This is a genomic window from uncultured Aquincola sp. (genome assembly GCF_964001545.1).
GTDB lineage: Bacteria > Pseudomonadota > Gammaproteobacteria > Burkholderiales > Burkholderiaceae_C > Aquincola.
This window is the reverse complement of record NZ_CAXFDV010000491.1, coordinates 1-4,920: the sequence shown is the minus strand read 5'-3', so window position 1 is coordinate 4,920 and position 4,920 is coordinate 1. Positions and strand designations below refer to the sequence as shown.

The window sequence follows — 4,920 nt, the reverse complement described above, 5'->3', positions numbered from 1 at the left end:
GCCTTGCGCGTCGGCATGCAGGGCTTCGATGGAATGCAGGGACATGGGGGCTCTCTCAGGTGGTTGAGGGGGGACGACGGCAGTCCCGCTGCATGCGCCATGCCAGGCGGGGCGCCTGTGGCAGGCCGGCGGGGCAGGGTGGCCGCCGTTCGGCAGGGCGTAAGGCCGGTGGGCTCCACGTACGCGGCGGCGGACATGGGCCCACGGCGCGCACCCGGGTTCCGCCCCAGGGGCGGGCACGGCAGGCCGGCGCACAATCGGCGCATGAGCCGTGATGTCCTTGCCCGCCGCCACCGCGCCATCAAGCGCTACCTTGCCAGCCTGGCCTGCGGCTGCCTGGCCATCCTGTTGCTTTGCAGCGAGTAGACGCACATTCCCGGTTGACCGGGTGGGCCCTGGCTGGCCACACTCGCGTCTTGTCACTGCCGCCTGCCATCCTGGCCAGGCGGGTCCACATCCACGGAAGGAGATCACCATGAACAAAGCCATGACGCCTGATCTCCCGCACGCCGGAAGCCCTGCCGCAGGCCGCTGAGCCGCCAGGCCCCAACCCCGGGGCCGTTTCCGCAGGGTCTTCCGACCAACGCTTGTGATGCCGTGCCGCCGCGCCCCGCGCAGCGGCCCGCCTACCTTCGTGGATGGACCCTGTGATGAACGCATCGACCTTGTCCGATGATCCGCTGCTGGACATCGGCCTGCAGCCCGCCACCCGGCAGCTGCTCGACACCCTGCCCCTGAGCCCCGACACCCGAGCGGTGCGGGTGGTGGAAATCCACCGTGAGACGGTGCGCCTGGCCGATGGCCGGCGCAACGCCGACCCCGACGCCGCGCCGCTGTCGGCCCGGCTGCTGCCTGCGCTGGCGCGCGAGCTGGCCGAGGCCGGCGACGCGCTGGCGGTGGGCGACTGGGGCCTGGCCCGTCAGGACGCCGACGGCAGCTTCTGGCTGACCGACTTCTTCGCGCGGCGCAGCGCCTTGACCCGGCGCGACGGCGACGGTCGCCGCCACGTCATCGTGAGCAACGTCGACACCGCCCTCATCGTGATGGGGCTGGACGACGACTTCAGCCTGCGCCGGCTGGAGCGCTTCCTGGCGCTGGTCGAAGGCAGCGGCGTGCAGCCGGTGGTGGTGCTGACCAAGCGCGACCTGTGCGCCGACCCCACGCATGCCCTCACCCGGCTGCAGGCCCGGCTGCCGGCGCGGGTGCCGCATCTGGCGCTGGATGCCCGCCAGGCCAGCGCCGGTGCGCTGCTGGCGCCGTGGCTGCAGCCCGGGCAGACGCTGGTGCTGCTGGGCTCCAGCGGCGCCGGCAAATCGACGCTGGCCAATGCCTTGCTGGGCCGCCCCTTGCAGGACACCGGCCCCACCCGCGAGCACGACGGCCGCGGCCGGCACACCACTACCTCACGCTCGCTGCACCGGCTGCCGGGCGGCGCCTGCCTGATCGACACCCCCGGCGTGCGCACGCTGCGCCCCGACGCCGATGCCCAGGTGCTGGCCGCCAGCTTCGACGACATCGCACGGCTGGCGCCGGCCTGCCGCTTCCGAGATTGCCGCCATGGCAGCGAGCCGGGCTGCGCGGTGCGGGTGGCGGTGGAGGCCGACCGGGTGGACAACTTCCAGAAGCTGCAGCGCGAGCTGATGCGCGACCACCTGGGCCCGCTGCAGCGCCGTGAGCAGCTGGCCGCCTGGAAGGCCCGCAGCCGCGCCAGCCGCGAGCGGCTGCGGCTCAAGCGCGGGGCATGAGCCGCATCTGGCGCCGGTGGGCGCTCAGGCTCGGCGGCGCCAGCGCATGCCGGCCAGTGCGCCCGCACCGCCCAGCATCAGAGCCCAGGTGGCCGGCTCGGGCACGGCAGCGGTGGCGCGCAGTTCGGCCTGGGTGTGCAGCTCGCCGTTGAAGGCGGTGGTGGTGGCGCTGAAGGACTGCAGGCCGCCGATCAGGTCGCCGTTGCTGTCGGCGTAGCCGTAGAAGGCGCCCACCACGTTGCTGTCGGCCACTGGATGCGCCAAGCCCAGCACCAGGCCCGTGGCGCCCGTGGGCGCGGCCAGGGCGGTGAAGGCCAGGTCGGTGATGGTGTGGTTCAGGAAGTCCTGCTTGCGAAACAGGATGCCGTAGCCGGAAGCGCGCTGCACCAGCGACAACTCGACCATGTCGCTGGCATTGCTGAAGCTGTCGGCCAGGCGTATGCCGAATTGCGAGCCGCTGTCGGGCAATGCATCCAGCGACACATTCGCAATGACGCCAAAGCTGCGGCTGATCGGCAGGCCGCGATCTGCGTCGGTGACGTTGGTGTTGAAGCGCGTGCGTACCGAATGGCCCACGCTGCCGGTGGCACCGACCGACAAGTCGGCCAATGCGGCGTCCATCAGCAATTGGCCGCCGGCTTCGCGCACGGTCAACGGGTTGCTCGCGGCCACCAGCGTGTAGGTAGCGGTCCCGCCGCCCGTCAGATCCGGGCCCTGCACGGCGTTGCCGTTGTCGAAGCCTTCGCGCAGCCACAGATTCTGGCCTTGCAGCCAGTTGTCGAGGTTGCCGTCGCGGTAGACCTCGAATTCATTGACCTTCATCAGGGTGCCGGCCTGGGCCCCCAATGCACAGCTGATCAATACTACTGCACCCCCGGCGCGCCAATGGCGCAACGGCGTGGGTCGTCGCATGATTTCCTCCGGTTCATTGTCATTGCACGGCCAGCCAAGCCTGGCGCGTGTCGGAGGGCATGCTATCGCGCGAAGGGCGGGATCTTGATGTGGTGAGCGAGGGAGGTGAATCTTTCACAGGCGCATACACCGGCGCCACCATCTGCTCAGGCATCGGCGCGGCGGCCACTGCCGCCGCCACCGCGGCCCGGTGGCGCGCCTGTGCGCGGATCATCATCGAGGTGTAGGTGAAGGAGCCCATGAGGTCACTGTAGGCAGCGGGCACCGGCAGCATCCTGACGCGCAGATGACGTTTTCGTCATGCACCAGGCGGCCGTGCCGCACTACAGGCCGAGTGTGAGTCCGAAGGTGTTGCGGCCGTGTTCCGAGCGCGCAAAGACGGTGCCGCGGTGCATCACCGCGATGGCCTTGACGATGGCCAGGCCCAGGCCGTGGTTGCCGCCGGCATTGCGGCGCGCGCCGTCGGCACGGTAGAAGCGGTCGAACAGGTGCGCCAGGTGGCGCTGGTCGATGGCCGCGCCGGGGTTGCTGACGGCCACCGCCAGCCCTTCGCCCTCGCGCGTGATGGCCACCTCGATCTCGTCGCCGGCGCTGGAATGCTCGATGGCGTTTTGCAGCAGGTTGCTCAGCGCCCGGCGCAGCAGCGCGGTTTCCAGGCAGCCGCGGGCGTCGCCGCGCACCACCACGCGCACGCCCTGGTCCTCGACCATGAACTCCAGGTAGTCCAGCACCTTGGCCACTTCTTCGGCCAGCGACACGTCGGCATGCCGCTTGGCAGCAGCGCCCTGGTCGGCGCGGGCCAGGAACAGCATGTCGTTGACGATGGCCTTGAGCCGCTCCAGCTCCTCGAGGTTGGAGTGCATCACCTCGGCCAGTTCGTCGGCGCTGCGCGGGCGGCTGAGCAGCACCTGGGTCTGGCCGATCAGGTTGGTCAGCGGCGTGCGCAGCTCATGCGCCACGTCGGCATTGAAGGCCTCGAGCTGGCGGTAGGCGCCTTCCAGGCGCTCCAGCGCACCGTTGAAGCTGGCGGTCAGGTCGTCCAGCTCGGCCGGCATGGCCTGCAGGGCCAGCCGCTGCGAAGGATGGTTGGGGTCGAGCGCATGCGCCTGCTGCGACAGCCGGCGCAGCGGCCGCAGGCCCAGGCGGGCGATGCCATAGCCCAGCGCGGCCACGCCCAGCACCCCGGCCAGCCCGTAGCCGATCAAGGCCAGGCGGAAGTTGTTCAGCGTGTTCCAGAACGGCAGCGGGTCGCGCGCCAGCACTAGGGTGGTGGCCGGCCGGTCGCCGTCGGCCGGCACGCGGCGTGTCCAGGTGATGAGCGCGCACGGATGGTCGGGCAGCTGCAGCTGGCCATAGCCACCGGCCTGCGCCAGCCGCTGCAGCTCGGGCGTGACGTGGCCGTAGGTGAAGTCGGGGTCGGCGCTCAGGATCCACAGCCGCATGCCGCCGCGCTCCAGGTCCATCGAGTTGAGCTTGGGCACCAGCCACAGCCGCCACTGCGATTCGCTCTGCACGCGCGAGATGGCCGCTTCGCCCCAGTTGCCGCGCAGCGCCAGTTCGGCCCGCACCTGGGCCATCAGGTTGTTTTCCAGCAGGGTGTGCAGCGCCAGCCCGGCCAGCAGGAACACCACGGTGGCGCAGCCGGCGAACATCGCCGTCAGCCGCAGTGCCAGGTAGCGGCCCGGGCGCCAGCGCCTCATGGCGCGCTGTCTCCGCGGTCTTCCAGCACGTAGCCCATGCCGCGCAGCGTGTGCACCAGCTTGCGCGCATGCGCGGGGCCGTCGATCTTGGCGCGCAGCCGCTTGACGGCCACGTCCACCACGTTGGTGTTGCTGTCGAAGTTCATGTCCCACACCAGCTCGGCGATCTCGGTGCGCGACAGCACCTGGCCCGGCCGGCGCGCCAGCGCGCACAACAGCGAAAACTCCTTGGCCGTGAGGTCGATGCGTTCGCCCGCACGCTGCACCTTGCGGCCCAGCAGGTCGACCACCAGATCGCCGATGCACAGCGTGGTGGGCTCCAGCTGGCGGCTGCGCCGCGACAGCGCCTGCAGCCGCGCGCTCAGCTCGAGAAAGCTGAAGGGCTTGACCAGGTAGTCGTCGGCCCCTTCCTGCAGGCCGCGCACGCGGTCTTCGATGCGGTCGCGCGCGGTCAGCATGATGATGGGCACCTGCTGCGTGCGGCGCACCTCGCGCAGCACCTCGAAGCCGTCGATGCCGGGCAGCATCACGTCCAGCACGATGACGTCGTAGCGGCCTTCCAG

5 protein-coding genes are annotated in these 4,920 nt (G+C 70.7%); 1 reads left to right on the top strand and 4 read right to left on the bottom strand.

Annotation, left to right across the window (positions count from 1 at the left end; all coding sequences use genetic code 11):
- Positions 1-650 precede the first annotated feature (650 nt).
- Positions 651-1,745: a ribosome small subunit-dependent GTPase A gene (gene rsgA, locus ABNT58_RS16770; RefSeq protein WP_348754588.1), complete on the top strand. Its 1,095-nt coding sequence runs from the start codon at positions 651-653 to the stop codon at positions 1,743-1,745.
- Positions 1,746-1,769: 24 nt separating this feature from the next.
- Here rsgA and ABNT58_RS16765 read toward each other — a convergent pair whose 3' ends face one another.
- From ABNT58_RS16765 to ABNT58_RS16750, 4 genes are all read right to left on the bottom strand, one after another.
- Complete coding sequence (locus tag ABNT58_RS16765; protein ID WP_348754587.1) at positions 1,770-2,567, bottom strand: PEP-CTERM sorting domain-containing protein; 798 nt, start codon at positions 2,565-2,567, stop codon at positions 1,770-1,772.
- Positions 2,568-2,676: 109 nt separating this feature from the next.
- A complete protein-coding gene (locus tag ABNT58_RS16760; RefSeq protein WP_348754586.1) occupies positions 2,677-2,898 on the bottom strand; it encodes a hypothetical protein in 222 nt (73 codons plus the stop codon).
- Positions 2,899-2,980: 82 nt separating this feature from the next.
- Positions 2,981-4,357, bottom strand: coding sequence for a heavy metal sensor histidine kinase (locus ABNT58_RS16755; protein ID WP_348754585.1), 1,377 nt, complete (start codon positions 4,355-4,357; stop codon positions 2,981-2,983).
- On the bottom strand, positions 4,354-4,920 hold a 567-nt coding region (locus ABNT58_RS16750; protein ID WP_348754584.1), incomplete at its 5' end, for a winged helix-turn-helix domain-containing protein. The genes ABNT58_RS16750 and ABNT58_RS16755, both read right to left, overlap by 4 nt.

Bases quoted from the DNA above. Each gene is read 5' to 3' on its own strand.
- rsgA (WP_348754588.1), top strand. From the start codon at position 651: ATGAACGCATCGACCTTGTCCGATGATCCGCTGCTGGACATCGGCCTG.
- ABNT58_RS16765 (WP_348754587.1), bottom strand. From the start codon at position 2,567: ATGAAGGTCAATGAATTCGAGGTCTACCGCGACGGCAACCTCGACAAC.
- ABNT58_RS16760 (WP_348754586.1), bottom strand. From the start codon at position 2,898: ATGGGCTCCTTCACCTACACCTCGATGATGATCCGCGCACAGGCGCGC.
- ABNT58_RS16755 (WP_348754585.1), bottom strand. From the start codon at position 4,357: ATGAGGCGCTGGCGCCCGGGCCGCTACCTGGCACTGCGGCTGACGGCG.